Raw genomic sequence first — 25,276 nt, forward strand, 5'->3', positions numbered from 1 at the left:
CATGGCTGACGTGTCCCTGCGCGGCATACGCAAATCCTACGGTTCGGTTGAGGTCGTCCATGGCGTCGACCTCGACATCAAGTCCGGCGAGTTCGTCGTCTTCGTCGGACCCTCCGGCTGCGGCAAGTCGACCCTGTTGCGCATGATCGCCGGGCTTGAGCCCATCAGCGGCGGCGACATTTCCATCGGTGGCGTGCGCGTCAACGATGTGCCCTCGCCCAAGCGCGGCATCGCCATGGTGTTCCAGAGCTACGCGCTCTACCCGCACATGACGGTTTACGACAACATGGCGTTCGGCCTCAAACTGGCCAAGACCCCCAAGGCCGAGGTGGATCAGCGCGTGCGCGCCGCCGCGCGAATCCTGCAGATCGAAGACTATCTTGAGCGCATGCCCAAGGCCCTATCGGGAGGCCAGCGTCAGCGCGTTGCTATCGGTCGTGCCATTGTGCGCGATCCCAAGGTGTTCCTCTTCGACGAGCCGCTCTCGAACCTGGACGCATCGCTGCGCGCCCAGACCCGCATCGAAATCGCCAAGCTGCACGACACGCTCGACGCGACGATGATCTATGTGACGCACGACCAGGTCGAGGCCATGACGCTGGCCGACCGCATCGTGGTGCTCAATGCAGGGCGGATTGAACAGGTGGGCAGCCCGCTTGAGCTCTATTCCAATCCGGTCAACACCTTCGTGGCCGGCTTCATTGCCAGCCAGCGCATGAATTTCGTGCCTGTTGAGCGGGCCGGCGATGGCCTGAGCCTGCCGGGTGGCAAGATCCTCACCCTGGCGCATGACCAGCTCTCCAATGCCCGCACCTTGGGTGTTCGCCCCGAGCATCTCCACCTGGCATCACCCACAGCGGCGCATTTTACTGGCACCCTGACGGTGATCGAACAGTTCGGCGAATATGCGCTGGCCTATGTCGAGCTCCCCGGCGGCGAGTTGATCACCGTCAAGCTGGACGGTGCGCCCGATCTCAAGTTGCACGACACCATCCATATCGGCTTGCCAGACCATGGCGTGCATCTGTTCGATGACAAAGGGCGCGCCCTGCACTGACCAATTGCGTTGAGATCAGCTCGTCATGGCCCGGCCGCATCCTGGCCATGCCGCGCTGATCCTGCGCATCTCCTAGCGGCCGAAGGGTTCCTTCGCCTTGGCTTCTGGCCCGGGCAACTCCACAGCATCAAGCGTCTCGCGCAGCTGTGCGCTGGGCGTGAACACCACGGTCTGGCGCGGCGATATCTTGTGCTCCTCGCCCGTGCGGGGATTGCGCCCCAGGCGCTCAGCGCGCTTGCGCACCTGAAACGATCCGAATGCCGTCAATTTGACATTCTCGCCATCCATCAGGGCGGCAGCCATATGGGCGAACATGCTGTCCACAAATGGCGCGATGTCGGACTTGTGCATCCCCGTCCGCCGCGCCGCTGCTTCCGCGAGCATCGCCCGCGTGATTGTCTTACTCAACGTCGATAACCCTCCCAGTCTTTAAATCCATTAGCAGAATTTAAATCGCTGTCCAGTGGCAACCGACTGCTATTAAATATGAATGACTGCATCATGTTTCGTTGACATAGCTTAGAATGGTTATAAGATACGGGCGCGGCATCGATCTGGATCGGTGCGTTTATTTGGCGTGTTCGAGTCGCCCCGGTGGCGACCGCTAAGAGGTTCAATGTGCGTCTGACCCGTCAGTCCAACTATGCCATCCGTACCCTGGTCTATTGTGCCGTCAACGAGCCGGACCTCAGCCGGGTGGCCGACGTGGCCAAGGCCTACAACATCTCCGAACTCTTCCTGTTCAAGCTGATCAAGCCGCTGGTCGAGGCTGGGCTGCTGGCGACCGTGCGCGGTCGACATGGCGGCATTCGATTGGGCAAGAAGGCCGAAGACATCACCCTGCTCGATATCATCCGGCTGACCGAAGAGAGCTTCGCGCTGGCCGAGTGCTTCGAGGATGGCTCTGATTGCCCTCTGGTGGGGGAGTGCGACCTCAATGGCGCGCTGCGTGAAGCGCTCGGCGCATTCTTTGAGGTCCTGGCGGGCTATACCGTGGCTGACCTTGCCAGCAAGAAGCGCTCGATCCGGGATCGCCTGGGCCTGACGGCGATCGAGGCTGTGTCCGCGCCCATGCACTGAGGGTACCGTCAAACAAATATGAGTTTGACAATCATATTTAATCGTGCTCTAGTCTGAGCCATCGAACGCGCACGTCCTGAGCCCTTGCGGACTCAACTGGATGTCGCGTCGACAGGCGGGGCTTGCTGCTGCCGTCTCCCCAGGCCGGCCCGGGTCCTCAACGCCCTGGTCGGCCTTTTTATTTGTGATGTCACGCCAACCGGGCAGGGCCCATAGTCCCGCGAACCAGCTTCCCTTTGCCTCTCGGCTATGCTCTATCCGCCAACATGGCTGCAGCACCCCTTCTTTCGCTTCAAAACATCCAGTTGACCTTTGGCGGCACGCGCCTGCTGGAGTCGGCAGAACTCATCGTTTCACCCGGCCAGCGCATCGCGCTGGTTGGCCGCAACGGCTCGGGCAAGTCGACCCTGCTCAAGATAGCCTCTGGCGAAGTGGGCCATGATGCCGGCGTGCGGTTCGTTGAACCCAGTGCCACGCTGCGCTATCTGCCGCAGGAGCCCGACCTGAGCGCCTATGCCACCACGCTGGCCTATGTCGAGGCTGGACTGGGACCAGGCGACGATGAATACCGTGCGCAATATCTGCTGAGCTCGCTCGGCCTCAATGGCACCGAGGATCCCCGCACTCTCTCGGGTGGCGAAGGTCGTCGCGCCGCTTTGGCGCGAGTTCTGGCGCCCAAGCCCGATATCCTGCTGCTGGACGAGCCGACCAACCATCTTGATCTGCCGGTGATTGAATGGCTGCAGTCCGAACTCGACTCTATGCGCTCGGCCATGGTGCTCATCAGCCACGACCGGCGCTTCCTCAGCGACCTCACCCGTTCCACCGTCTGGCTCGATCGTGGTGTGACGCGGCGTCTCGACAAGGGCTTTGGCGAGTTCGAAGCCTGGCGCGATCAGGTGCTGGAAGAAGAAGAGCGCGACCGCCACAAGCTTGATCGTCAGATCGTGCGCGAAGAGCATTGGGTGCGCTATGGCGTTACCGCAAGGCGCAAGCGCAATGTCGGTCGTACGGAGCGGCTGGCCGGCCTGCGGCAGGATCGGCGCGAACAGCGCAAGGTCACCGGCGCGGTGAACATGCAGGTGTCCGAGGGCCGCACCTCCGGCGCGCTGGTCGTCGAGGCCGAGAATATCACCAAGGTCTATGGCGACCGCACAATCGTCGGCGATTTTTCCACCCGCGTCCTGCGCGGCGACCGGATCGGCATCGTCGGTCCCAATGGCGCTGGCAAGACCACGCTGATCAAGATGCTCACCGGCATGCTCCAGCCCGACAGCGGCACGATCAAGCTCGGCTCTGCGCTGGAACTGGCCATGCTCGACCAGGGACGCGCCAAGCTCGACCCCGAGACCCGCCTGCGCGACGCGCTCACGGGGGGCGGCTCAGATACGCTGCAGATCAATGGCCAGCCCAAGCATGTCGTGGGCTATATGAAGGACTTCCTGTTCACGCCCGAGCAGGCCAATACGCCCATCGGCAAGCTCTCGGGCGGCGAACGCGCCCGTGTGGCGCTGGCGCGCCTGCTGTCGCTGCCTTCCAATTTTCTGGTTCTGGACGAGCCCACCAACGATCTGGATCTCGAAACCCTCGACCTGCTCGAGGAAATGGTCAGCGATTACGCGGGAACCGTCGTGGTGGTCAGCCATGATCGCGACTTCCTCGATCGCGTCGCCACCTCCGTGATCATTGCCGAGGGCGATGGCAACTGGACCGAATATGCCGGCGGCTATTCCGACATGGTGATCCAGCGTGGCGAGGGGGTACAGGCACGCGCCGCCGCAAAGGCCCATCGCCCCGGCAAGACGTCCATGGCCCCGATCGCTCCTGCGCCAGCAACCGCCAAGCGCAAGATGAGCTTTAAGGAAAAGCACGCGCTTGAAACGCTGCCTGACCAGATCGAAAAGCTCGAACTGGAAATTCAGGCCATCAACGCCGCCTTGGCCAAGCCGGATTTTTACACACGCGACCCCAAGGGCTTTGCCGAGAAGTCACAGGCCCTGATCGCGGCCGAGGCCAAGCGGGCGGCGGCCGAGGAACAGTGGATGGAACTGGAAATCCTGCGGGAGGAACTCGAAGGCTGACATCAGCCTCCGAGGCTAGTCAGCCCAGGTGAACACCGGTTGTGCCAGCGCCCTGAGGTCGCCGGTTTCGCCGGCAATGCGCCGCAGCAGCAGCGCGCCAAGGTTGCGGCCGGACTCGGTGAAATCCTCGACCACCGTCTCGGCTCCGGTCTGGAACTGCGCAAACATCTGCGTGGATTGCTTGGTCACAACATGCGCGTTGCCACCCACGGTTAGGCCTGCCTCGCCGATGCCGCTGATCACTGCCAGCGCCGAAACCTCCGATGCGCAAACCCAGCCATCAGGGCCGTCGGGTCGCTTGCTTCGCTTGATCACATAGTTGCGGATGGCATCGCTGGCGCTGCCCAGGTTCACGTCCGCGGCAAACTCATAGGCGATCCCGGCCTCCTGCGCGGCCCGCGCAATGCCCGCCTTGAGGTGGTCAGTATAGGTCAGTGCGCTATCGGGAAGCACGGTGGATATCCGCCGGCACCCCTTGGCGGCCAGGCGCAGCGTGGCGCCATAGGCATAGGCCTCATTGTCGAAGTCGACAGACGGATGCGCCTCCGGCCAGCGGCTGCGGCCATGGCTGACGAAAGGGAAGTCGTTGTCGATCAGAAAGCGGATGCGTTCGTCAAAACTCTCGGCCTTCGAGAAGATCACGCCATCGGCCATGCGATTGCGCACGATATGCCGGACGGGCTCCATCGGCTGCACGTTGCGGAAGAGCGGCATGATCACCAGGTGATAGGCCGTGCCGCGCAGAGCCTCGGTCAGCCCCGACACGATCGAGGTGCCAAAGCCGTAAATCTGCTCGTCCGGCTCAAGCACAAGGGCGATGACATTGGTCCTACCGGTCTTGAGGCGCAGCGCTGCGCGGTCGGGCAGATAGCCGATCTCGGCAGCAATCTTCTGCACGCGGTCACGCGTTTCCTGCGCCAGTTCGGGCGCATTGTTGAGCGCACGCGAAATGGTGGTCACGGCGAATCCGGTCATCTGGGCTATGGTCTTGAGCGTGGGCTTGCCGGACGGCTTGGCGCCGCGCTTGGGCTTGCTGATTTTCGGCAGTTCGTCGTCCGACACCACTGATACCTCTCGCATCGCCGGCAAATGGCGATCACGCTTGCGCAGGTGACATGACCAGATTGTCGGTCACAGTTCAAGCAAAGCAGACCTATGGCACAAATCTGGCGAACCACGCCAGATTGCGACGGCTTGGTGTTCTGCGACGAAAGTCGAGCAGGCTTTTTCGTCTTTTCTGCATTCTGTGGTTTGCCACGCCCTAGCTTTCGGCTGCGAACGCGCCTATCTTGCCCATGCATCGTCAGATGGCGATGCAGTGTACGTGCCACCCACCCGCAGGAAAGGACTGAAGATGAATACATCCCATTGCTTCACCATCCATGCCGGTCTTGCGCTCGTACGCACCCAAATGCGCGGCGTAAAACGCTGGCAAGGGACCTGTCGCTGCAAACGAATGTGATCCGTCACACCTTCGTCTCAAACATTCGATAGACCCCAGCGTTGTCGGCCCGGATGGAGCAGAGTTCTCCTGTCCGACCAGTCGTCACGACGCGCAAGTGGAGCATCCACCCATGCTGGAAAGTAATTTAGATCGGGCCAAGGCCCACAAGCCGATCGTCATCGAAGTTGCCGGTGAGCCGCTGGGCGTTGTCGTGCCGCACGGCGATGGCTACCGTTTCCTCGCCGTCAAGCTGCCGGCCTTTGCCATCGATGGTCAGGAATTTGCCTCTGTCGAGCTGGCCCATGTGGCCGTGTCGCGGGCTGTGCGGGACGGGCTCTCGCCGGCCGCCTGAGGAGACTTGGTGCTGGCGCGTCTCACGCACCAGCACCGCCTCATCTAGTCATCATTTGTCGCGTTGAGTTCGCTGGGGCGCTTGCCCTCGTCGATTCGCTCGGGCGCGTCGAGCGCGGCATCGACGGCCGCAGCAATTGCCTCGACATCGAACCCCTCCGCCCCCGCGTCTGCCTGTCGGGCGAGTTCAGCAGTAATGGCGGCCGAGATGATGCTACGCCGCGCGTTGTCCTTGTCAGCCATTGCCATCGATCGAAATCCCGTTCTCGTCTACCTTCACTTCAAGGCTCGGCTGGGCCTGTTGCTGCTGGTAGCTGTAGATGCCAAAGCCAACCACTGCGATCAGCAGGATGGCGATAACAGCGTAAAGTCCATTGCGGCTCATGCGAACTCCTGTTTCCAAAATAACATGCATTGTCGGTCAATGGTCCCAATGGGACGCAAAGCATGTCTATTCTTGGGCAGCGATGGCGCGGAGCGCCATGACAAAGGCCGTCACGCCGATGGCCAGCGACCCCGAATTGTCAATGATGATGGGATTGACCCCGCTGGGCACGGCCGCCGTTTCCCGCGCCAGGCGTGATGTCACCTGCTGCCGGCTTTCCCGGCCGCGAGCGATCAGACGCTCTGCCCGCAGCGAAATCTCTGCTGTCACCAGCACCACCGCACAGGCGGGATACTTGGCCATCGCCTCTGCCACAACATGGCGAGAAACGCTCGCCACAACCGTCTTGCCCAGCGCAATGTCGGTCTCGACGCTGATCGGCAGGCCATAGCGCAGATTATGGGCGTCCCAGGCCAGGCAGAAGCGACCAGCCGCTTCGGCGCGAGCGAAATCATCGGGGGGCAGAGGGTCGTGCTCGTCCAGCTCGATATCGGCGGGCCGCGTCACCACCCGGCGCACAAAGACAAACCGCTTGTCATTGTCCAGGGCCCGGCTGGCGCCATCGATCAGCGTGTCCTTGCCAACCCCTGAGGGACCAACGACCAGGACCAGAGAACCGAGCGGTCGCGCCATATGTCAGCTAACCCTTTTGCCTTGCCGCCACACGCTGCGCACCACCGGAAGATCGCCCACAAGGCGGACCTGCACAAGGTCTGCCCGCTTGCCCACGGAAATTTCTCCGCGATCGCCCAGACCCGCCGCACGCGCCGGATTGAGCGTCACCTTGGCGATAGCCTCGGGCAGGCTCAGCCCCTCCACCTGCTGCGGCAGCACAAAGGCGGCCTGCAGCAGCGCGAAGGGCACATAGTCCGAACTCAAAATGTCCAACAGTCCCGCCCGCACCAGATCGGTAGCCGCGATATTGCCAGAGTGCGATCGGCCGCGCACCACATTTGGCGCGCCCATCAGGATGGACAGGCCACCATCATGCGCCGCCGCGGCGGCCTCCAGCGTAGTGGGAAACTCCGAAATAGCCACGCCATCGGCAATCGCCTCCTCGGCATGAGCAAGGGTGGCGTCGTCATGACTGGCCAGGGCGAGCCCCAGCTCGCTTGCCCGCTGCACGATATGGGCGCGGTGCGGCGCCGAATAGCGCGCGTGGTCGGCCAGCCGGTCAGCGATATAGCTGTCGAGTTCCTCGGGGGTCCGCCCGATGCTGTAGAAGCGCTTGTAGGCCTCCAGTGTGCGGAACTGCCGCTGCCCGGGCGTATGGTCCATCATCGAGGCCAGCCGGGTCTGCTTGTGGCTGGCATGGGCCTCGAACTGCTCGATTACATCGTGGCTGGGCAGTTCGCAGCGCAGATGCACCAGATGCTCGGCGCGCAGCCAGCCCTCTTCACCGGCCCTGGCGATCGCCGAGGTCAGCTTGGCAACATGGCTGCCCATCTCCGGCATGTCGGTGTCCGAGCCCACGCGCACCGAGTCGAAAACCGTGGTGATGCCCGAGCCCGCAACCTGCACGTCATGAGCATGCAGCGCCGCCATGGGGTCCCAGAACACGCCGGGGCGCGGGCGATAGTGATTCTCCAGGTGATCAGTGTGCAGCTCGATCAGGCCTGGGATCAGGAAGTCGCCTTCCATATCCTCGCCCGCATGGCTGGGGCCGGCATCGATGGATCTGATCATCCCATCGCCCAGGGCAAGGCTGCCCTGGACCACACGGTCGCCCAGCACCAGCCGGGCATTGCGCAGCGCGAAACCCGTCATTCGGTCTCGCCCAGCTTGAAATCGGCAATGCGCGTGAACCGCTTGCCGGTGTCCGGCTCATGGAACAGGCTGAGCCGGTCGAGCACGAGCGCCTCTTCCAGCACCGGCTTGAACCAGGTGGCCGCCGCCCGGCCGATCTCGGCGCCATCGGTCTCGCCAAGCCTGTCGCTGAGCGTCATGTGGAAGCGGAATTCCTCAAACACATAGGGGTAGCCATAGGCGTCGAGCAGTTCGGTTTGCCGTTCCGTAAGGCCACGCCCGGCGCGCGCCGCCCGGTCCTTGACGCTCATTGGGGCGCGGAAGCTGTCGAACTCTTCCACCACATAGGCGGCGAAATCCTGCAGGGCTTCATTCTCGTCGACCAGAAGGGCCAGAAAGCCGGCCAGCGATTCCAGCCGTGGCCTGCCCAGGGGCACGGGCTGGTGCCTGGCGGCGAAGGCCGTCAGTGCAGCACGCAGTTCGGCCTCGGTCGCGCCTTCAACCAGCGCCATCGGCGCCTTGATCGTGGCGTGAAAGCCGTACCGATTGGCGGACTGGGTGAGGTTGAGCAGACGGTCCCGATCAATGCCCGCGACCGGACCATTGAACGTCTCGTTGTTTGCGGCGTCTCGGCCCAGCCAGGTGGCGGCCCGCTCCCACAGATTGCTTGTGGCGGATGGGGCGTAGTAAATCGCGAATCGTTCGGTCATCGGAACTCCTTGCCCTGCCGCTAGTGCGCTAGTGTGTCAGGGGTTTGACACCCTGGGTGCCCCTGATGCTGGCTATCTACACCCGCGGCGAATCGCAAGGCGAGACAGACAATGGACACTAGCCTGCTCGAGCAGATGTTCCACACCGCAGTGGCCCAGGCGCAACCTGCCATGGGCATTCGCCAGAATTTGCCCGAGCGCCCGCGCGGACGAACCGTCGTAATCGGCGCCGGCAAGGCCTCCGCACAGATGGCGCGCGCCTTTGAGGAGGCCTGGGATGGTCCGCTTACCGGCCTGGTGGTCACCCGCTACGGCTATGCTGAAGCCTGCGAGCGCATCGAGATCGTCGAGGCGGCCCATCCCGTGCCCGACGAGGCCGGATTTCTCGCGGCCCGCCGTATCATGGAGACCGTCTCCGGCCTCAGTGCCGACGATCTGGTGGTGGCGCTGATCTCGGGTGGCGGTTCGGCCCTGCTGCCTGCGCCGGCTCCCGGCCTGACGCTGGACGATGAGCAGGCCATCAACAGGGCGCTGCTGGCCTCGGGCGCGCCCATCGGGGTGATGAACCTGGTGCGCAACCAGTTCTCCGCCATCAAGGGCGGTCGCCTCGCCGCGCGTTGCCGCCCGGCCCGCGTGGCGACGCTCGTGGTGTCCGATGTGCCCGGAGACGATCCGGCGCTGGTCGCCTCCGGCCCCACCATCCCCCTGGCCGGGAACCGTGCCCTGGCACGCAAATATGTCTCGCTTTATCGCATCGTGCTGCCGCCGCACGCCCAGGCGCTGCTTGCCGGCGATGACAATCTGGCCCCAACGGCCAATGACCCCGGCTTCGCCAGCAACAGCGTGCGGACCATTGCCTCTGCGGCCCTATCGCTGGAGGCCGCCGCGACCCTGGCCCGCCAGCACGGCATCGAGGCCGCGATCCTCTCCGATTCCATTGAGGGCGAGGCGCGGGATGTGGCCCAGGTGCACGCGGCCATGGCCCGCGAGATTGCCGTTCGCAACCGACCCTTCGCCAAGCCCGTGGTCTTGCTGTCCGGCGGCGAGACCACGGTGACCCTGCGTGGCCAGGGTAGGGGCGGGCGCAATGCCGAATTCCTGCTTGCTCTGGCCATCGCCATCGATGGCGTTGCCGGGATCACAGCGCTCGCCGCCGACACCGATGGCATTGATGGTTCCCAGGACAATGCCGGCGCCATGGTGGATGGTACAACCGCCACCCGTCTGCGCCACGCGGGCATCGATCCCCTGGCCGCGCTGGCCAACAACGACGCCTATGGCGCCTTTCAGGCAATTGGCAGTCTGTTGATGACCGGCCCGACCGGCACCAATGTGAACGACTTCCGCGCCATTCTCATTCGCTAGTCAAAGGTGGCGTGCTGGCATAGCTTGCTCCCCCATCAAGGTCTCAAGGGGGCTGCCATGGCCAGGGTTACAGGAATTGGTGGGGTGTTTTTCCGGGCCCGCGATACGGCAGCCCTGGGCCAATGGTACGAACAGCACCTGGGCATCCCCGGTTTCTGGAGCCAGGATGCTGGCATGACGATCTTTGCCCCCTTCAAGGCTGACACCGACTATTTCCCGGCCGATCGTCAATGGATGATCAACCTGCGCGTGGATGATCTCGACGCACTGCTCAACACGCTGCATGCGGCCGGCATTGTCATCGAAACCCGGCCCGACGAGTGGGACACGCCGGAAACCGGGCGTTTTGCCCGCATTCACGATCCGGAAGGCAATCCGATAGAGCTTTGGGAGCCGCCAAAATAATCATACAAATAGACTTGGCAGACACTGGTCCCGTCTGCTCTATACGCGCGACTTTTCCTTAGGAGCCAGACAATGGCCAAACGCAAGATCGCCGTCATTGGCGTGGGTAAGATCGCGCAGGATCAGCACCTGCCGGTGATCGATCAATCCGAGGATTTTGAGCTGGCTGCGACGGTATCGACCCGCGGTCTGGGCCATAATGGCGTGCCTGTGTTCAAGACGCCGGGCGAGCTGTTTGCGGCCATGCCTGAAGTCTCTCTGGTCTCCATCTGCACGCCGCCCGGGATTCGCCACCAATATGTCCGCGAGGCGCTCGACGCCGGCAAGGACGTGATGATGGAAAAGCCGCCCACCACGACGATCTCCGAGCTGGACGACCTGATCGCCCATGCCGATCGGCTAGGGCGTGTGCTCTATCAGACCTGGCACAGCCAGTATAACGCGGCCGTCGACCGCACCAAGGCGATCCTGGCGGAGCAGGGCGTGGTGTCCGCCCGCATCGACTGGCGCGAAAGCGTGCGCAAATGGCATCCTGGTCAGGACTGGGTCTGGGAGCCCGGTGGGTTTGGTGTCTGCGACCCCGGTATCAATGCGCTCTCCATCTTCACCAAGGTCATGCCCTTCCCGGTCTTTGTCAGCACCAGCAAGCTGACCTTCCCGGCCAACCGGCAGACCCCGATTGATGTCGAGATCACCTTCAAGTCCGGTCAGGCCCACAAGCCTGAGCTATCGGCCGGCTTCAACTGGCTGGAGGAGAGCGGCGAGATCTGGACGATCCGTTTCGAGACCGGAACGGGTGACGTGTTGCGCCTTGAGGGGGGCGGTCGCAGCCTGCGCATCAACGACGAACTGGTGCTCAAGCATGGCGACGCCGAATATGGCGCCATGTATGACCATTTTGCCGATCTGCTGGATGCCGGTCGGAGCGATGTCGATGCGGCGCCGTTGCGCCTGATGAGCGACGTGTTCCTGATGGGTGCCCGCGTCACCGGCCCGGATTTCGAATGGTAATGTCGGGCGCTTGCGCCCGCTGAAGCCCTGAGACGACAAAGGCCCCCGGAAACGCCGTTCCGGGGGCCTTCTTGTTTCTTGCGGAGCTGACTACTCGCCGGCTTTGGTCAGCGCCTGGATTTCGTCGTCGGTGAGCTTGAGGCGCACGCCGCGCGCCAGGCTCCTGACCTGCTCGACCGAGGTGGCTGAGGCAATCGGCGCCGTCACCCCGGGCTGGGCAACGAGCCAGGCGAGCGACACCTCGGCCGGCGTTGCATCATGGGCCGCGGCGACCTCGTCGAGAGCCCCCAGGATAGCCTTGCCCTTCGCGTCGAGATACTTGGCCATGCCGCCACCGCGCTGCGACTTGCCGAAATCGGCCTCGCTGCGGTACTTGCCGGTCAAAAAGCCCGAGGCGAGACTGTAATAGACTACCGTGCCCATCTCCTGGGCGATGACCGTGTCGCGCAGGGCGTCAAATTCGGCGCGGTCATAGAGATTGTAGCGCGGCTGCAGAACCTCATAGCGTGGCAGCGACTTGACGACCGACGTCTCCTGCGCCGCCTTGACCATGTCCGCGGTGTAGTTCGATGCGCCCAGGACACGCACCTTGCCGGCGCGCACCATGGGATCATAGGCGGTCAGCGTTTCCTCATGGCTGGTCTTGGGGTCCGGCCAGTGGCTGAAATAGACGTCGACATAGTCTGTTTGCAGCCGCGCCAGGGAATCCGTGAAACCCTTGGCTACCTGCGTCGCCGAAAGCCCGCCGGCTTCATTGGCCGAGTTGACCTTGGTGAAAATGTGCACGGCCTCGCGATTGCCGCGCGCCTTCATCCATTTTCCGATGATGGTCTCGCTCAGGCCCGGCGGATTGCCCGGCACCCAGTTTGGATAGCCCTGGGCGGTGTCGATGGCGGTAAAGCCTTCTTCGACAAAGGCGTCCAGAATTGCAAAGCCCTGTTCTTCATTGACCGTCCAGCCGAAGACATTGCCTCCCAGCACCAGCGGTTCGATGACAAGTTCACTGCGTCCGATCGGGCGGCGGTCCATGCGAGCTCTCCATTCTGATTGTGTTGATCAACCCTAGAGGGCTGATCTGGTACTATTGTGGCCGCGGTTCAATCAGGTCCCAGAGATTTCCGTAGAGATCTTCGAAAACCGCAACTGTGCCATAGGGTTCGTGGCGCGGCGCCTCGCGGAAGACCACGCCCCGCGCCAGCATGCCCGCGTGCTCGGCCGCAAAATCATCGGTTTCGATAAAGCCCATCACCCGCCCGCCGGTCTGGTCGCCGACGGCGGCCATTTGCGCTGGTCCGTCGGCCCGCGCCAGTAGCAGCCGCGTGCCGCCGCCATCCCTGGGCCCCACCAGCACCCAGCGCTTGCCGCCGCCCATGTCGGTGTCGGTCAAAAGGGCAAAACCGAGCTGGTCGCGATAAAATACGATCGCCGCATCATAATCGGCGACCACAAGAGTCATTGTTGCGATAGATTTTGTCATGCGGGCAAGGGAGCATCAGCCGGGCCTCTGCGGTCAAGAGGGGTGAAGTGCCCACCGAACCGTTACAAGCAAATCCGTCCAATCCTGTGGAAGAGGGCTTTGCCTGTCATCCAATTGACCAAATGGTCAAACTCCCCCATTGCACTCCCCCGGATTCTAGGCTTTGTTGACCGCCAAGCTCCGGATGGCAAACCGGTGGCGCATAGAACTTTCGGGAGATAACAATCATGAAATTGATGAAAAGCCTGCTGGCGGCAACCGCCATCATCGCGCTCGCAGCCGGTGCTGCCCAGGCCAAGCAGTTGATCTACTGCTCGGAAGCGTCCCCCAAGCATTTCGATCCGGCCATGGCGACCGGCGGCAATGACTTCGACGCTTCGTCCCGCACCATCTACAACCGCCTGGTTGAGTTCAAGCATGGCGAAACCGCCATCGAGCCCGGTCTGGCTGACAGCTGGGAAATCTCCGAGGACGGGCTGGAATACACCTTCCACCTGCATCCGGGCACCAAGTTCCACACCACCGACTATTTCACGCCCACCCGCGATCTGAATGCGGACGACGTGGTGTTCTCGTTTGAGCGCCAGTTCAAGCAGGACAATCCGTTCAACGCCTATCTGGCCGACAGCCAGTATGAATATTACGAAGCGATGGCCATGCCTTCCTACATCAAGGAAGTGGTCAAGGTGGACGATCTGACGGTCAAGATCGTGCTCAACACGCCCAACTCCCCCATGCTGGCCAACCTGGGCATGGACTTTGCGTCCATCGTTTCCAAGGAATATGCCGACCAGCTGGCTGCCTCGGGCAACACCGCCGATTTCGCTGCCAAGCCGATCGGCACCGGCCCGTTCCAGTACGTTGACTACCAGCTGGATTCGGTGATCCGCTATTCCGCCTTCCCCGACTACTTCAAGGGCAAGGTTGCACTCGATGACCTGATCTTCGCCATCACGCCCGACACCACCGCGCGCACCCAGCGCCTGTTGGCTGGCGAATGCGACATCATGAGCTACCCCAACCCGACCGATATCGCCTCCCTCAAGGAGAACCCGGATCTGGTGGTGATGGACCAGGCTGGCCTGAACATCGGCTACATGAGCTACAACACCACTGTTGCGCCCACCGATGACGTGGAAGTGCGCAAGGCGCTCAGCATGGCCATCAACAAGCCCGCGCTGGTTGAAGCCCTGTTCGGCGCCGGCAATGCCGAGCCGGCCAAGAACCTGATCCCGCCCACCATGTGGTCCTACAACACCGCAACGCCCGAGCAGGAATACAACCCCGAAAAGGCCAAGGAAATCCTGGCTGCCAAGGGCGTGACCGAGATCGAGCTGTGGGCTTCGGACCGCGCCCGCTCCTACAACCCGAGCTTTGCACGGTCGGCTGAGATCATTCAGCAGGACTGGGCTGCGGTTGGCGTCAAGGCCACCATCAACACCGTGGAATGGACGCAGTACCGCATCGACGGCGCCAAGTCAGATCGTCCCGGCGCCTTCCAGATCGGCTGGGGCGGCGACAATGGTGATCCGGACAACTTCTTTGCCGTGCTGTTCGGCGCTGCGGCCATCGGGACCCAGAACTATTCCATCTGGAACAACGCTGAGTTCGAAGAGCTGATCAAGCAGGGCGTGCTCGAGACCGATCCGGCCAAGCGCGCCGAGATCTACACCAAGGCACAGGAAGTCATGACCCGTGAAGAGCCCGCCTTCCTGATGGCGCACTCGACCATCTACATGCCCATGAGCAAGAAGGTCATCGGCTACACCATGGATCCGCTGGCCATGCACCGCTTCGACAACGTCGACGTTGCCGAATAAGCCATGAGGCCTGGCGGCGCCGGTTAACCCGGCGCCGCTGGCCATTGCACCATGCTCAGATACATCATCAACAGACTCGCGTTGGTCATCCCGACGCTGATCGGCATTACTATTTGCTCGTTCGGCTTCGTGCGGCTGATCCCCGGCGACCCCATTCTGGCTCTCTCCGGCGAGCGCGGCGTCAGCGCCGAGCGCTATGCCGCCCTGGTCACCAAATATGGCTTCGACCGACCGATCTGGGAGCAGTATTTCCGCTATATCGGCCAGGTCATCCAGGGTGACTTTGGCGATTCACTGGCCACGCACCGTCCGGTGATCGAAGAGTTCTTCAAGCTCTTTCCCGCCACGGTCGAACTGGCTGTCTTTGCGCTGATCTTTGCCATCGTGCTGGGCATTCCCGCCGGCATCTTTGCCGCCGTCAAGCGCGGCAGCTGGCTCGATCAGGGCCTGATGGGCACGGCCCTGGTCGGCTATTCCATGCCGATCTTCTGGTGGGGCCTGCTGCTGATCATCTTCTTTTCCGGCTATCTGGGCTGGACGCCGGTTTCGGGCCGCATCGGCCTGCAGTATTTCTTCAAGCCGGTTACCGGCTTCATGCTGATCGACAGCCTGATCGCCGGCAAGCCCGATGGCTTCGTTTCGGCGCTGCGGCACCTGATCCTGCCCACCATCGTCCTGGGCACAATTCCACTCGCCGTCATCGCGCGTCAGACACGCTCGGCCATGCTCGAAGTCATGGGCGAGGACTATGTTCGCACCGCCAAGGCCAAGGGGCTCAGTGGCCAGCGCGTCATTGGTCTGCATGCCTTGCGCAATGCGCTGATCCCGGTGGTCACCACCATTGGTCTGCAGATCGGCGTGCTGATGGGCGGTGCCATCCTCACCGAGACCATCTTCTCCTGGCCCGGCATTGGACGCTGGCTGGTCGATTCCATCTACAAGCGTGACTATGCCGTGGTGCAGAACGGCCTCCTCATCGTGGCTGTCATCGTCATGCTGGTGAACCTGATCGTCGATCTGCTGTACGCCTTCATCAATCCCAGAATCCGGGTGCAGAAGTCATGACCACGATCCCCTCCGCTTCGCCGCAAGCGCAGCGGCCGGTCTCGGCCCTGCGCGAATTCTGGCATTATTTCTCGCAGAACCGCGGCGCCGTGATCGGCCTGGTCGTGCTCGGCTTCATGGTGGCCATTGCCATCCTGGCGCCGGTGCTGGCGCCCCATTCGCCCGAACTGCAATATCGCGACGCCCTGCTCAAGCCGCCCGCCTGGGAGGCCGGTGGCTCCTGGACCTATGTTCTGGGCACAGACGCGGTGGGCCGCGACATGCTCTCGCGCCTGATGTATGGCGCCCGCTTCTCGCTGGTCATCGGCGTGGTGGTCGTCACCCTGGCGCTCGTTGGCGGAATCACCCTGGGCCTGATCGCGGGCTACTTCCGCGGCTGGGTCGATATCGTCATCATGCGCATCATGGACATCATCCTGGCCTTCCCCTCGCTGCTGCTGGCCCTGGTGCTGGTGGCCGTGTTGGGGCCGGGCCTGGTCAATGCCATGCTCGCCATTGCCCTGGTGCTGCAGCCGCATTTCGCCCGCCTCGTCCGCGCCGCGGTGATGTCGGAAGCCAATCGCGACTATGTCACCTCCTCGCGCCTGGCCGGCGCTGGCCATCTGCGGCTGATGCTGGTGACCATCCTGCCCAACTGCCTGGCCCCCCTGATCGTCCAGGCCACGCTGAGCTTTTCGGCTGCCATTCTCGAGGCTGCCGCTCTGGGCTTTCTCGGCTTGGGTGCCCAGCCGCCGACGCCCGAATGGGGCACCATGCTGGCTACGGCGCGTGAATTCATTACCCGTGCGCCCTGGGTGGTGACCTTCCCCGGTCTGGCTATCCTGGTCACCGTGCTGGCCATCAACCTGATCGGCGACGGCTTGCGTGATGCCCTCGATCCCAAGCTCAAGAGGAGCTGAGCCATGCCCCTGCTTGATATCCGCAATCTGACGGTCGCCTTTGATACGTCGGTGGGCTTGTTCAAGGCCGTGGACGGCATCGACGTCTCGGTCGAAGCGCGCGAAGTGCTGGCCATTGTCGGGGAATCCGGCTCCGGCAAGTCGGTGGCCATGCTGGCTGTGATGGGCCTCTTGCCATCCTCGGCCACCGTCACCGCCGACCGCATGGAGTTCGAGGGCCGCGACCTGCTGTCCATGAGCACGGCCGATCGTCGCCGCATCATCGGCAAGGATATTGCCATGATCTTCCAGGAGCCGGTGGCGAGCCTTAATCCCTGCTTTACCATCGGCTTTCAGATCGAAGAGGTGCTCTCCGAGCATCTGGGCCTGCGGGGCCGGGCGGCGCGTGACCGTGCCATCGAACTCCTGCGGCTGGTTGGCATCACCGACGGTGCCGAGCGTCTCGGCGCCTTTCCGCACCAGATGAGTGGTGGCCAGTGCCAGCGCGTGATGATCGCCATGGCCATTGCCTGCAATCCCAAGCTGCTGATTGCCGACGAGCCGACCACGGCGCTGGACGTGACGATCCAGAAGCAGATCCTGGACCTGTTGGTGCGTCTTCAGGCCGAACACGGCATGGGTCTGATCATGATCACCCATGACATGGGCGTGGTCGCCGAGACCGCCGACCGAGTCATCGTGCAATATGAGGGACACAAGATGGAGGAGGCCGACGTGCTCTCCCTGTTCGAGAATCCCCAGTCGAACTACACCCGCGCCCTGCTGTCGGCCCTGCCCGACAATGCGGTGGGGGACCGCCTGCCGACCGTGTCGGATTTTGTGTTTGAACCGGCACCGGGGGCCCAGTCATGAGCGCGCCCGTTCTCGAAGTCCGCAATCTCAAGCGCGACTATACCAGCTCGGGCGGCCTTTTCCGGGCCCCCAAGGTGGTCCACGCCGTCAAGGGCGTGAATTTCAGCCTCGCCCAGGGCAAGACCCTGGCGGTGGTGGGCGAAAGCGGCTGCGGCAAGTCCACCCTGGCCCGCATGATCACGTTGATCGATGCCCCGACCGCCGGCGAAATCCTCATCGACGGCCAGGCTGTCGACAGCCATCACGTTACCCACGAAATGCGCCAGAAGGTGCAGATCGTGTTCCAGAATCCCTATGGTTCGCTCAATCCGCGCCAGAAGATCGGCGACGTGCTCTCCGAACCGCTGCTGCTCAACACGCGCCTGTCGGCCGCTGAGCGGCGGGAACAGGCCATGGCCATGCTGGTCAAGGTGGGGCTGGGGCCCGAGCACTTCAATCGCTATCCGCATATGTTCTCTGGCGGCCAGCGCCAGCGCATTGCCATTGCTCGGGCGCTGATGCTCAATCCGCGCTTCCTGGTGCTCGACGAGCCGGTCTCGGCGCTTGATCTCAGCGTTCAGGCCCAGGTGCTCAACCTGCTCAAGGACCTGCAGGAGGAGTTCGGGCTCACCTATGTCTTCATCAGCCATGACCTCAGCGTCGTGCGCTACATCGCCGACGAAGTGATGGTGATGTATTTTGGCGATGTGGTGGAGCATGGCAGCCGCGATGCGGTGTTTGCCGATCCGCAACACGACTATACCCGCACGCTGTTTGCCGCCACGCCCAGGGCCGACGTGGCCAGCATTCGCGAGCGTCTCGCTAAAAAAGCGGCGCTCGCCCAATAAGCTCCGGCGCTGGCGGACAGAACCCGCCGGCGCTGGATCATCTCATGCTTGCACAGTTACGCGAACGCCAGCCTTGGCCGACCGCATCAGCGCGTCGATCAGCCGGTGTACCAGCAGTGCCGTATGACCGGTTGAGACCGGCTGACGTCCGTTCTGCACGGCGTCGGCAAATTCGGCGATCTGGGCTGCATGCCAGTCAAACGGGAACGCCATGGGATCGGCGCCACCGCCGCCCTGGCTGGCTTCACCCTCGGTGATGGTTTGCCCATCCATGGTCCGCACCGTCAGATTGCCCGCGGTGAGCGTCGCCGAGGCCCTGGCAAAGTTCAGCGTCAGGCTCTCCGGTCCACCAGGGAAACTGGCCGTGGTCGCCATCATCGCCCCGACCGCGCCATTGGCGAATTCGAGCCCGGCGCTGACGAAATCCTCGGTCTCCATCTGGTGCAGCCGTGTGGTGGCCGCCATGGCAGTCACTGCCGCGACCGGACCGCACAGGCTAAGCATCAGGTCGAGCGAATGGATGGCCTGGGTGATCAGCACGCCGCCACCGTCCTGGGCCAACGTGCCGCGGCCGGGCTGGCTGTAGTAGCCCTCCTGCGGGCGCCACCACGGCACGACCAGATGCACGGCCTCAAGCCGCCCATAGCGGTCTTCGGCGATGGCCTGGGCCAGAAAGCGTGAAGCCCGGCGGAAGCGATGCTGGAAGATCACGCCCAGGGTCACCCCGGCGGCGTCGCAGGTGGCGACAATGCGTTCGGCCGCCGCGACCGTCCGTTCGACCGGCTTTTCGAGCAGCACGTGTTTGCCCGCCGCGGCGGCGGCAGCGACGATCTCTTCGCGTGCATTGGGCGGGGTCAGCACCAGCACGCCATCGAGCCGCGGGTCGGCCAGCATGGCCTCATAGCTGTCGGCGGCGGGCAGGCCATAGGTGCTGCAAAAGGCGTCCAGCTCCGCCCGGTTGCGACGATAGACGCCCAGCACGGCAATGCTGTCGCGCAAGGATTGCAGCGCCAGTCCATGTGGCTTGGCCCCCATGCCCGCGCCCACTACGCCCAGGACAAAACGCCCGTTCTCGTCACTCATGCCGGCGATCCCCCGCAATTGGTTGTGGCGGGATCAATGGACCACGGGGATGGATTTGAGAAGAGGGGGCGGGGGCGGTCAGGACGCCACGGCGCTGCGTCTGGCCATGACAAAGGCTTCCAGATCGGCCGCGCTGAGCGGGCGCGACAGCGCATAGCCCTGCAGGATGTCGCAGCCAAGATCGCGCAGGATCGCGGCGTGTTCGAGTGTCTCCACGCCCTCGGCGATCACCTCGATACCCATGGATTTGCCGATCTCGATGATCGAGGTCAGCAGTTGGCGCTGTTGCAGATCGTTGAGGATGGGCATGACCAGTTGGCGGTCGATCTTGAGCCGTGTCGGGCGCAGTTTCTGCAGTGAGACGATCGAGGCATAGCCGGTGCCGAAATCGTCGATCTCGACATCCACGCCCAGTTCCTTGAGCTGGTCGATGTTCCAGCCGACGATTTCGTCACTGTCGTCCAGATAGATCGATTCCACCAGTTCGAAGGACACCCGGCCCGGTGCGATGTCGAGCTTGCGCATGCTGTTGATCAGCTCGGCATCATGCAGGCGCCGCAGCGAGACATTGACCGACACGCGCGGCACATTCAGGCCAAGTCCGTCCCAGCGCTCCAGACAGGCCAGGGACTGTTCGAGCATCATGCGGTCGATCGTTGCCATGACATTGAGGTCCTCGGCGATCGACAGGAAACTGTCGGGTGCCTTGAGGCCTTCGGTGGGGTGCTGCCAGCGGGCGAGTGTTTCCACGCCCACCACCTCAAGGGTATGGGCGTCGAACTGCGGCTGGAACCATGCGACAAACTCCTGCCGCTCCAGCCCGGTGAGAATCTCGTCGGCAACGCGCTTGGTCTTGACCACTTCGGCCTGCAGCACTTCGGAGAAGTATTCGTAGCAATTACGGCCGCGGGCCTTGGCGCGATAGAGCGCAATATCGGCATTGATCAGCAGGCGCTTGGCGTCGAGCGCCGTATCGCACTCCGAGGCGACGCCGATACTGACGCCGCAGCGACACTGATGTCCCTGGTAGTCCAGCGGCTGACGCATGCGCTCGATGATGCGCTCGGCAAGATTGCGCACATACTCGCCGTCGTCCCGGGTGGTGGTCAGCACCACGAACTCATCGCCACCCACGCGCGCCACAAAGTCGACCTCGGCGCAGGTCTCGCGCAGCACCGCACTCATATGTTCCAGCATGGCGTCGCCGGCGGCGTGGCCCAGCGTGTCGTTGATCTGCTTGAAACGGTCGAGGTCGATATGCAGCAGGTTGAGCTTGCTGCCGGTGTGCTCGCCCAGGTCGGCATGCTGGCGCAGCTTGTCGTCCAGATAGCGCCGGTTGGGCAGGCCGGTCAGGCTGTCGTGCAGGGCATTGTGCTCGATACGCACACGAGCCGCTTCCAGTTCCCGATTGCGGGCATCGGTCAACATGTTGGCGTGGCGCAGATCTTCGTTCAGCGTCACGTCTGCAGTCACGTCCCAATTGACGCCAACCACACGCTCGGGCTCGTTGGGTTCACGGTACAGCGCCGCGATCGAGCGCACGTAGCGCAGGCGGCCGCCTGGCAGCAGCACGCGATAGTCAGATTCATAGCGGCCCGTGCGGATCATGCGGCGGAAATCGGCCTCGGCCCGCGCCTGATCGTCGGGATGCACGGCCGCCTTCCAATTGTCATGGCTGCGCGGGCCCCGGTCCGCCGGCAGGCCATAGAGCTCATTGGTCCTGTCGTCCCAGCTCTCCTGGCCAGTGGCCAGATCGAGTTCCCACACGCCGACCTTGGAGACGTCCAGCGCCAGCGCCAGCCGTCGGGACAGGCGCGCCAGTTCAACTTCTCGCTCGGCCTGCAGGCGGGAGTGCTGCTGGCGTTCGCCCAGGAGCCGACCAATGGCAATGATGGGCAGCAGCACCAGGCCCGCCGCGCCCGCCAGGCCAAGACGGAACAGCCAGAGGTCCTGGTTTGCAGCGCCCCAGCCCCCTTTGGGTGCAGCCGAGATTGTCCAGCGGCCTGAGGGCAGGACGATATCGGCCGTCACCGGATCGGCGCCCGACAGGTCCGGTCCAAAAAAGGGCTGTCCACCGGCATCGCCGCTGATCGCAATATCGAGTTCGCTGGTCTGGTCCAGCAGGCCGCTGTCGGCATAAAGCCTTTGCTCGTCGATCACCGCGGAGACCAGGCCCCAGAACCGTTCGCCGATCGGCGTGTCGATATAGACAGGGAAACGTCCGATGAAACCGCGTCCGCCCTGCACAAGATCCACGGGTCCTGCCAGCACCAGTTGGCCGGTGTCCCGCGCCCGCAACGCGGCGTCGCGCTGCGCCGCATTGGTGCGATAGTCCAGTCCCAGCGCTGCGACATTTCCCTTGAGCGGATAGATCAGCCGCACCACCATATCGGGCGCCGCCGCCATTGAGCGCAGCTGGCTCTCCTGCTCGATCAGCTTGGCGGCCAAGGTGGAGAACCGCGTTTGGGACATTCGGGGTTCTGTCGAGATTGTCGACACCAGCCCGCGCACCAGTTGCAGATTGCCGTTCACATTGCCTTCGAGCTTGGCTCGCACCAGCGAGACTTCGGCGGCGACCTTGGCCCGGATCTGGGCATTGGCGAGAACCGAACGCTGCCGATCCAGCAGCATGCCCCCGGCCAGAACCACGACCATGGCGATAATGGCCGGAATGAAGATCGGCCTGAGCCAGCTCAGTCGGCTATCCTGCAATGGCGTCGGCTTGGCAGTCACAGCGTTGCATTACCTTTTGGCCATCCTGGCCCGATGCAACAATGGACCCACACACTTATCCTAGAATTACCAGTATCAAGAAGCTGCAGCGATGGTTAGCAGACCACTAAGCGCTTGAAAGTCTGTCGGTTTCGATCAGCGTCACGCCGGCATTGGCACAGAGGGCGCGAACGCCCTCGATGGGGCAGAAATCGGTGACGAAGGTGCCCACCTGGTCGATGCGGGCGATCCGCACCGGGGCCGAGCGGCTAAATTTGCCCTGGTCGGCAACGAGGATTACGTGGCGCGCATTGGCCATGATCGCCTGCGCCACGCGCACCTCGCGATAGTCGAAGTCGAGCAGCGCGCCATCGGCATCGAGTGCCGAGGCGCCAATGACGGCATAATCGACCTTGAACTGCGAGAAGAACCCCGCTGCCGCCTCGCCGACCACGGCGCCGTCGGAGGGGCGCACGACGCCGCCAGCGATCACCACCTCAAAGCGGGGATACACCCGCATGCGGTTGGCAACATTGATATTGTTGGTGACCACCAATAGCCCCGAATGATCGATCAGCGCCTGGCTGACCGCTTCGGTGGTGGTGCCGATGTTGATGAACAAAGAGGCATCGTTGGGAATGATCGCGGCGGCCGCCCGCCCGATCGCTGCCTTGGCCTCGGCGGCAATTCGCCGGCGCGCCTCGTATTCGAGATTTTCTACCCCAGAGGGCAGGGTCGCCCCGCCATGCACCCGCGTCAGCTGGCGCTGGTCGCACAGGAAGTTCAGATCCTTGCGAATGGTCTGGACCGAAACGCCGAAGCGGCTGGCCAGGGCATCGACGGTGACCCGGGACTGCTGGCGCGCCAGCTCGATAATGGCGCGGTGGCGCTCGCTGCTGTCCGCTGCCATTTCAGGCCGGCTCGAAATCGTTGGGACGAGCCGTCACATCCACCAGCCCGGCGGCAAAGCGGCGCGCGTTGCGGACATAATTGTCGGCGGAGCGGCGCAACCCGGCAATAGCATCGGCATCTAGGGGGCGGATCACCTTGCCCGGCGCGCCCACCACCAGCGATCCGTCGGGGATCACCTTGCCTTCAGTGACCAGGGCGCCAGCGCCGATCAGGCAATCCCGCCCGATGCGGGCGCCATTGAGAATGGTGGCACCCATGCCGATCAGCGTGTTGTCGCCTATGGTGCAGCCATGCAGCATCGCCTTGTGGCCAATGGTACAGCCCGCCCCGATGGTGAGGGGAAAGCCCATGTCGGTATGCAGCACGCAGTTCTCCTGCACATTGCTGCGCGCACCGATGACTATGGGCTCATTGTCGCCGCGGGCCACCACGCCAAACCAGATGCCCGCCTGCGCCTGCACGATTACCTGACCGATCAGCACGGCGGTTGGGGCAATCCAGGCCACCTCGGGGTCGATCTCGGGTGCAATGCCATCGAGGGCAAAAAGGGTCATCTCGGTCTCCTCACCCCAATCCATGGGCCCGGCGCATCTCGGCAATCCCATCGAGCGCCGCCACGAAACCGGACCAGTCGTCATCCGCTGCAATCGGCGCCCAGATGGCTTCGACCTCGTCGATCAGCATGCTGCGCGGGCGCTGCTGCGCAAAATAGGCATGTGCGAGATTGTTGTCATCTGCCGTCTGATAGGCCCCCAGCGCATCGGCTACGGGTCGGAAGGCCTCGGTGGCATAGTGCGGTGCCGCGGGACTGCGTGCAGCGCGTTCCGCGCTCATAGCGCCGCCGCGCCAGTCGAACAGCATCTGTTCAAACGGCGCCTTGCTGGCAGCAAGGAAGCCGAACAGCGTCGTGACGAAATCGGCGTCACGCGCATCGCCATGCGGCACAAGGGCAAGCCGGCGCAGCATCTGGCGCGGCAATTCCTCCCGGAAAACTGGCCAGATCTGGTTCAGAGCCGGTTCGAGCGCGGCAATGCTGGACAATGGTACCAGGCACTCCGCCAGCCGCGTCAGGTTCCAGGCCAGCGCGTCAGGCTGTCGGCCGAAGCTGTAGAGCCCGGTCTCGTCGAAATAGGCAGCGGTGAACGCCGGGTCATAGTGCTCGATGAAGCGCCACGGACCGTAGTCAAAGCTCTCGCCGGTGATGTTGATATTGTCGGTATTGAGCACGCCATGCACAAATCCGGCAGCGATCCACTGCGCCCCTAGCCGGGCCACCCGAATGGTCACCGCTTCGAGGAAGGCTGCGGCCGGGTCGGCGGCGCCATCCAGCTCGGGATAGTACTGGGCAATGGCATAATCGAGCAGTTGGCGCAGGCCGGCCGTGTCTTCGAGATAGGCCAGGCGCTGGAACGTGCCGATGCGGATATGGCTGTGGCTGAGCCGCACCAGCACCGAGGAGCGTGTAGGAGACGGTTCGTCGCCGCGATAGAGCTGTTCGCCGGTCTCGACCAGGGACAGGCTCTTGGAGGTATAGACCCCGAGCGCCTCGAGCATTTCGCTGGCCAGCACCTCGCGCACGCCGCCCTTGAGCGTCAGCCGGCCGTCGCCGCCACGCGACCATGGCGTCTTGCCGCTGCCTTTGGTGCCCATGTCGAGCAGGCGCCCGTCTTTGAGATCGCGCGCTTGAGCGAAGAGGAACCCCCGCCCATCGCCCAGATCGGGATTGTAGCTGCGGAACTGGTGGCCGTGATAGCGCAGGGCCAGCGGCTGCGGCAGCGAGCCGGGCAGGGGCTCGAAGCGCCCGAAGTGGGCCAGCCATTGCGCCTCATCGAGATCGTCGAGCCCGATGCGCGCGGCCCATCGCTGGTCGCGGTGGCGCAGGATGGTCTTGGGAAAATCAGCCGCGGCAACGCGATCAAAGAAAGCGTCGCCCAGCGTCTCATGGTTGCGGGCCGGCTGGAAATCACTCATGGCATCACAAGGCTAGCATGCCC

Annotated in this window: 26 protein-coding genes; 12 read left to right on the forward strand and 14 right to left on the reverse strand. The window is 63.4% G+C overall.

All coding sequences use genetic code 11. The features are described from left to right. The first annotated feature begins 1 nt into the window (after position 1). Complete coding sequence (locus K1177_RS16650) at positions 2 to 1,057, forward strand: ABC transporter ATP-binding protein (RefSeq protein WP_224704986.1); 1,056 nt, start codon at positions 2 to 4, stop codon at positions 1,055 to 1,057. A 72-nt stretch (positions 1,058 to 1,129) separates the two neighbouring features. Here the strand turns inward: K1177_RS16650 and K1177_RS16655 are convergent, their stop codons facing one another. Then, positions 1,130 to 1,465, reverse strand: a complete 336-nt coding sequence (locus K1177_RS16655; RefSeq protein WP_224704988.1) for an integration host factor subunit alpha — start codon at positions 1,463 to 1,465, stop codon at positions 1,130 to 1,132. 210 nt (positions 1,466 to 1,675) lie between these two features. Here K1177_RS16655 and rirA point away from each other — a divergent pair, with 210 nt between their 5' ends. Together rirA and K1177_RS16665 are read left to right on the forward strand one after the other, a co-directional pair. Continuing rightward, on the forward strand, positions 1,676 to 2,137 hold the full coding sequence (gene rirA, locus K1177_RS16660; RefSeq protein ID WP_224704990.1) for an iron-responsive transcriptional regulator RirA: 462 nt from the start codon (positions 1,676 to 1,678) through the stop codon (positions 2,135 to 2,137). Between the two features lie 266 nt (positions 2,138 to 2,403). Continuing rightward, positions 2,404 to 4,218, forward strand: coding sequence for an ABC-F family ATP-binding cassette domain-containing protein (locus tag K1177_RS16665; protein ID WP_224704991.1), 1,815 nt, complete (start codon positions 2,404 to 2,406; stop codon positions 4,216 to 4,218). A 15-nt stretch (positions 4,219 to 4,233) separates the two neighbouring features. Here K1177_RS16665 and K1177_RS16670 read toward each other — a convergent pair whose 3' ends face one another. After that, the gene (locus K1177_RS16670) at positions 4,234 to 5,280 is read right to left on the reverse strand and encodes a LacI family transcriptional regulator (RefSeq protein ID WP_224704992.1); all 1,047 of its coding nucleotides are present in this window, start codon (positions 5,278 to 5,280) and stop codon (positions 4,234 to 4,236) included. Positions 5,281 to 5,792: 512 nt separating this feature from the next. On the opposite strand from K1177_RS16670, the gene K1177_RS16675 reads away from it, so the two are divergent. Beyond that, positions 5,793 to 6,014 carry a hypothetical protein gene (locus K1177_RS16675; RefSeq protein ID WP_224704994.1) on the forward strand — a complete coding sequence of 74 codons (222 nt, stop codon included), beginning with the start codon at positions 5,793 to 5,795 and terminating at the stop codon, positions 6,012 to 6,014. 44 nt (positions 6,015 to 6,058) lie between these two features. Here the strand turns inward: K1177_RS16675 and K1177_RS16680 are convergent, their stop codons facing one another. The 5 genes from K1177_RS16680 to K1177_RS16700 form a co-directional block, all read right to left on the reverse strand. Beyond that, positions 6,059 to 6,256 carry a hypothetical protein gene (locus K1177_RS16680; protein WP_224705002.1) on the reverse strand — a complete coding sequence of 66 codons (198 nt, stop codon included), beginning with the start codon at positions 6,254 to 6,256 and terminating at the stop codon, positions 6,059 to 6,061. After that, positions 6,249 to 6,398: a hypothetical protein gene (locus tag K1177_RS16685; RefSeq protein ID WP_224705009.1), complete on the reverse strand. Its 150-nt coding sequence runs from the start codon at positions 6,396 to 6,398 to the stop codon at positions 6,249 to 6,251. Before K1177_RS16685 ends, K1177_RS16680 begins: the two co-directional genes overlap by 8 nt. A 66-nt stretch (positions 6,399 to 6,464) precedes the next feature. After that, complete coding sequence (gene phnN / locus K1177_RS16690) at positions 6,465 to 7,031, reverse strand: phosphonate metabolism protein/1,5-bisphosphokinase (PRPP-forming) PhnN (RefSeq protein ID WP_224705011.1); 567 nt, start codon at positions 7,029 to 7,031, stop codon at positions 6,465 to 6,467. A gap of 3 nt (positions 7,032 to 7,034) precedes the next feature. Next, positions 7,035 to 8,165, reverse strand: a complete 1,131-nt coding sequence (locus tag K1177_RS16695; RefSeq protein WP_224705013.1) for an alpha-D-ribose 1-methylphosphonate 5-triphosphate diphosphatase — start codon at positions 8,163 to 8,165, stop codon at positions 7,035 to 7,037. Further along, a complete protein-coding gene (locus K1177_RS16700; protein WP_224705015.1) occupies positions 8,162 to 8,854 on the reverse strand; it encodes a DUF1045 domain-containing protein in 693 nt (230 codons plus the stop codon). Before K1177_RS16700 ends, K1177_RS16695 begins: the two co-directional genes overlap by 4 nt. Before the next feature lie 111 nt (positions 8,855 to 8,965). Between K1177_RS16700 and K1177_RS16705 the strand changes: the two genes are divergently transcribed. From K1177_RS16705 to K1177_RS16715, 3 genes are all read left to right on the forward strand, one after another. Continuing rightward, positions 8,966 to 10,219, forward strand: a complete 1,254-nt coding sequence (locus K1177_RS16705; RefSeq protein WP_396120237.1) for a glycerate kinase — start codon at positions 8,966 to 8,968, stop codon at positions 10,217 to 10,219. A gap of 57 nt (positions 10,220 to 10,276) precedes the next feature. Next, a complete protein-coding gene (locus K1177_RS16710) occupies positions 10,277 to 10,624 on the forward strand; it encodes a VOC family protein (RefSeq protein WP_224705017.1) in 348 nt (115 codons plus the stop codon). Positions 10,625 to 10,696: 72 nt separating this feature from the next. Then, positions 10,697 to 11,635: a Gfo/Idh/MocA family protein gene (locus tag K1177_RS16715; protein WP_224705019.1), complete on the forward strand. Its 939-nt coding sequence runs from the start codon at positions 10,697 to 10,699 to the stop codon at positions 11,633 to 11,635. Positions 11,636 to 11,725: 90 nt separating this feature from the next. On the opposite strand, the gene K1177_RS16720 is transcribed toward K1177_RS16715, so the two are convergent. Both K1177_RS16720 and K1177_RS16725 read right to left on the reverse strand, forming a co-directional pair. After that, positions 11,726 to 12,664, reverse strand: a complete 939-nt coding sequence (locus K1177_RS16720; protein WP_224705021.1) for an aldo/keto reductase — start codon at positions 12,662 to 12,664, stop codon at positions 11,726 to 11,728. Between the two features lie 52 nt (positions 12,665 to 12,716). Further along, positions 12,717 to 13,091: a VOC family protein gene (locus K1177_RS16725; protein ID WP_263574989.1), complete on the reverse strand. Its 375-nt coding sequence runs from the start codon at positions 13,089 to 13,091 to the stop codon at positions 12,717 to 12,719. Between the two features lie 248 nt (positions 13,092 to 13,339). Between K1177_RS16725 and K1177_RS16730 the strand changes: the two genes are divergently transcribed. From K1177_RS16730 to K1177_RS16750, 5 genes are read left to right on the forward strand one after another with little or no spacing between them, the layout of a single operon-like run. Continuing rightward, on the forward strand, positions 13,340 to 14,932 hold the full coding sequence (locus K1177_RS16730) for an ABC transporter substrate-binding protein (protein WP_224705054.1): 1,593 nt from the start codon (positions 13,340 to 13,342) through the stop codon (positions 14,930 to 14,932). 51 nt (positions 14,933 to 14,983) lie between these two features. After that, positions 14,984 to 15,997: an ABC transporter permease subunit gene (locus K1177_RS16735; RefSeq protein WP_224705056.1), complete on the forward strand. Its 1,014-nt coding sequence runs from the start codon at positions 14,984 to 14,986 to the stop codon at positions 15,995 to 15,997. Next, entirely contained in the window at positions 15,994 to 16,896 is a 903-nt protein-coding gene (locus tag K1177_RS16740; RefSeq protein WP_224705058.1) for an ABC transporter permease subunit, read from the forward strand. Before K1177_RS16735 ends, K1177_RS16740 begins: the two co-directional genes overlap by 4 nt. A 3-nt stretch (positions 16,897 to 16,899) precedes the next feature. After that, complete coding sequence (locus K1177_RS16745) at positions 16,900 to 17,748, forward strand: ABC transporter ATP-binding protein (RefSeq protein WP_224705060.1); 849 nt, start codon at positions 16,900 to 16,902, stop codon at positions 17,746 to 17,748. Continuing rightward, on the forward strand, positions 17,745 to 18,575 hold the full coding sequence (locus K1177_RS16750) for a dipeptide ABC transporter ATP-binding protein (RefSeq protein WP_224705061.1): 831 nt from the start codon (positions 17,745 to 17,747) through the stop codon (positions 18,573 to 18,575). The genes K1177_RS16745 and K1177_RS16750 overlap by 4 nt, the downstream gene beginning before the upstream one ends. Positions 18,576 to 18,617: 42 nt before the next feature. Here K1177_RS16750 and K1177_RS16755 read toward each other — a convergent pair whose 3' ends face one another. From K1177_RS16755 to K1177_RS16775, 5 genes are all read right to left on the reverse strand, one after another. Next, positions 18,618 to 19,658 carry a Gfo/Idh/MocA family protein gene (locus K1177_RS16755; protein WP_224705063.1) on the reverse strand — a complete coding sequence of 347 codons (1,041 nt, stop codon included), beginning with the start codon at positions 19,656 to 19,658 and terminating at the stop codon, positions 18,618 to 18,620. A gap of 78 nt (positions 19,659 to 19,736) precedes the next feature. Continuing rightward, the gene (locus tag K1177_RS16760; protein ID WP_318153303.1) at positions 19,737 to 22,391 is read right to left on the reverse strand and encodes a bifunctional diguanylate cyclase/phosphodiesterase; all 2,655 of its coding nucleotides are present in this window, start codon (positions 22,389 to 22,391) and stop codon (positions 19,737 to 19,739) included. 106 nt (positions 22,392 to 22,497) lie between these two features. Then, positions 22,498 to 23,280 carry a DeoR/GlpR family DNA-binding transcription regulator gene (locus tag K1177_RS16765; protein WP_224705065.1) on the reverse strand — a complete coding sequence of 261 codons (783 nt, stop codon included), beginning with the start codon at positions 23,278 to 23,280 and terminating at the stop codon, positions 22,498 to 22,500. Between the two features lies 1 nt (position 23,281). Next, positions 23,282 to 23,836, reverse strand: a complete 555-nt coding sequence (locus K1177_RS16770) for a gamma carbonic anhydrase family protein (protein ID WP_224705066.1) — start codon at positions 23,834 to 23,836, stop codon at positions 23,282 to 23,284. A 10-nt stretch (positions 23,837 to 23,846) separates the two neighbouring features. Further along, positions 23,847 to 25,253 carry a protein adenylyltransferase SelO gene (locus K1177_RS16775; protein WP_224705069.1) on the reverse strand — a complete coding sequence of 469 codons (1,407 nt, stop codon included), beginning with the start codon at positions 25,251 to 25,253 and terminating at the stop codon, positions 23,847 to 23,849. Positions 25,254 to 25,276 lie beyond the last annotated feature (23 nt).

The sequence above is a fragment of the Devosia aquimaris genome, from assembly GCF_020169335.1.
GTDB lineage: Bacteria > Pseudomonadota > Alphaproteobacteria > Rhizobiales > Devosiaceae > Devosia > Devosia aquimaris.